The 2,526-nt window shown below is 64.7% G+C and carries 2 protein-coding genes; both read left to right on the top strand.

Annotation, left to right across the window (positions count from 1 at the left end; translation table 11 throughout):
* A partial coding sequence (locus B2W70_RS17320; RefSeq protein ID WP_286747765.1) for a 30S ribosomal protein S15 occupies nucleotides 1–108 on the top strand: 108 nt, incomplete at its 5' end.
* Between the two features lie 217 nt (nucleotides 109–325).
* Nucleotides 326–2,526 (top strand): polyribonucleotide nucleotidyltransferase (pnp, locus tag B2W70_RS17315; RefSeq protein ID WP_286747710.1); only part of this gene is annotated, 2,201 nt, incomplete at its 3' end.

Below are 2,526 nucleotides of genomic sequence, written 5' to 3'. Positions count from 1 at the left end.
GGCCTGCTGCGCATGGTCAGCCGTCGTCGCAAGCTGCTCGACTACCTCAAGGGCAAGGACTTCGGTCGTTACACCTCGCTGATCCAGAAGCTGGGCCTGCGCAAGTAAGCACCGCATGACGACAAAAAGCCTGTCTGGACGCCTCCAGCACAGGCTTTTTGTTTTTTGACGCCGGCACTCATTCGAGCGACCGCTGTGTCATTCCAGCGTGGTTGAGCCCTCTCGGGCCACCGCGATCCGCGGCTCAGCCCCGCTGGAATGGCATCGCGACAGAGTGAAGGCACCCTCCGGGCCATGTGGCCCGTTCAATCAGGAGATTGCATCCATGACCATGTTCAACAAAGTCACCAAGACCTTCCAATGGGGCAACCACACCGTCGTGATGGAGACGGGTGAAATCGCCCGCCAAGCCACCGGCGCCGTGCTGGTCGACATCGAAGGCACCGTGGTGCTGGCCACCGTCGTGTGCGCCAAGACCCCCAAGGCCGGCCAGGACTTCTTCCCCCTGACCGTCGACTACATCGAGAAGACGTACGCCGCCGGCAAGATCCCCGGCAGCTTCTTCAAGCGCGAAGCCAAGCCTTCCGAACTCGAAACCCTGACCTCGCGCCTGATCGACCGCCCGATCCGCCCGCTGTTCCCCGAAGGCTTCTACAACGAAGTGCAGCTGGTCATCCACGTGGTGTCGCTGAACCCTGAAGTCTCGGCCGACATCGCCGCCATGGTCGCCTCCAGCGCCGCCCTGTCGATCTCCGGCATCCCCTTCAACGGCCCCATCGGCGCCGCCCGCGTGGGCTACATCAACGGCGAATACGTGCTGAACCCCAGCATCGCCGAGCTGGCCGATTCCAAGATGGACCTGATCGTTGCCGGCACCGAAACCGCCGTGCTGATGGTCGAATCCGAAGCCGACCAGCTGTCGGAAGACGTCATGCTGGGTGGCGTGGTGTTCGGTCACGAGCAAGGCAACGTCGCCATCCAGGCCATCCACGAGCTGGTGCGTGACGCTGGCAAGCCGGCTTGGGACTGGCAGCCGCCTGCCAAGGACGAAGACTTCATCGCCAAGGTCAACGGCCTGGCCGAAGAAAAGCTGCGCGCCGCCTACCAGATCCGCTCCAAGCAAGCCCGCACCCAGGCTTGCCGCGCCGCCTACGCCGAAGTCAAGGGTGCCCTGACCGCCGAAGGCATTGCTTTCGACGCCGTCAAGGTCGAAGGCCTGATGTTCGACATCGAAGCCAAGATCGTGCGCAGCCAGATCCTGGCCGGTGAGCCCCGCATCGACGGCCGCGACACCCGCACCGTGCGCCCCATCGAGATCCGCACCGGCGTGCTGCCCCGCGTGCACGGCTCGGCCCTGTTCACCCGTGGTGAAACCCAGGCCCTGGTCATCGCCACCCTCGGCACCGAGCAAGACGCCCAGCGCATCGACGCCCTGACCGGCGACTTCCGCGACACCTTCCTGTTCCACTACAACATGCCTCCGTTCGCCACCGGCGAAACCGGTCGCGTGGGCAGCCCGAAGCGCCGCGAAATCGGCCACGGCCGCCTGGCCAAGCGCGCCCTGGTGCCGCTGCTGCCCGCCAAGGAAGACTTCGCCTACACCGTGCGCGTGGTCTCTGAGATCACCGAGTCCAACGGCTCCTCGTCGATGGCTTCGGTCTGCGGCGGCTGCCTGGCCATGATGGACGCCGGCGTGCCGATGAAGGCCCACGTGGCCGGCATCGCCATGGGCCTGATCAAGGACGGCAACAAGTTCGCCGTGCTGACCGACATCCTGGGTGACGAAGATCACCTGGGCGACATGGACTTCAAGGTGGCCGGCACCACCGGCGGCATCACCGCCCTGCAGATGGACATCAAGATCCAGGGCATCACCAAGGAAATCATGCAGGTCGCCCTGGCTCAGGCCAAGGAAGCTCGCCTGCACATCCTGGGCAAGATGACCGAAGCCATGGCCGGCGCCAACACGGAAGTCTCCGAGTTCGCGCCTCGCCTCTACACCCTCAAGATCAACCCGGAAAAGATCCGTGACGTGATCGGCAAGGGCGGCGCCACCATCCGCGGCCTGTGCGAAGAGACCGGCTGCCAGATCAACATCGCCGAAGACGGTGTCATCACCATCGCTTCGACCGATGGCGCCAAGGCCGAGTTCGCCATCAAGCGCATCAACGAGATCACCGCTGAAGTGGAAATCGGAGCCACCTACGAAGGTGCCGTCACCAAGCTGTTCGACTTCGGCGCCCTGGTGAACCTGCTGCCCGGCAAGGACGGCCTGCTGCACATCAGCCAGATCGCCCACGAGCGCGTCGAGAACGTTGCCGACTACCTCAAGGAAGGCCAGATCGTCAAGGTCAAGGTCCTGGAAACCGACGAGAAGGGCCGCGTCAAGCTGTCCATGAAGGCCCTGCTGGAGCGCCCTGAAGGCATGCCCGAGCGCGAAGAGCGCGGCCCCCGTGGTGACCGTGGTGATCGCGGCCGTGACCGTGGCGACCGCGGTGACCGTGGCGACCGCGGTGACCGTGGCGA

Origin of the sequence: Aquabacterium sp. UBA2148 (genome assembly GCF_002328915.1) — a bacterium.
Taxonomy (GTDB): domain Bacteria; phylum Pseudomonadota; class Gammaproteobacteria; order Burkholderiales; family Burkholderiaceae_C; genus Aquabacterium; species Aquabacterium parvum.
The sequence above is the reverse complement of the archived record's forward strand: the minus strand, read 5'-3'. Positions and strand labels throughout refer to the sequence as shown.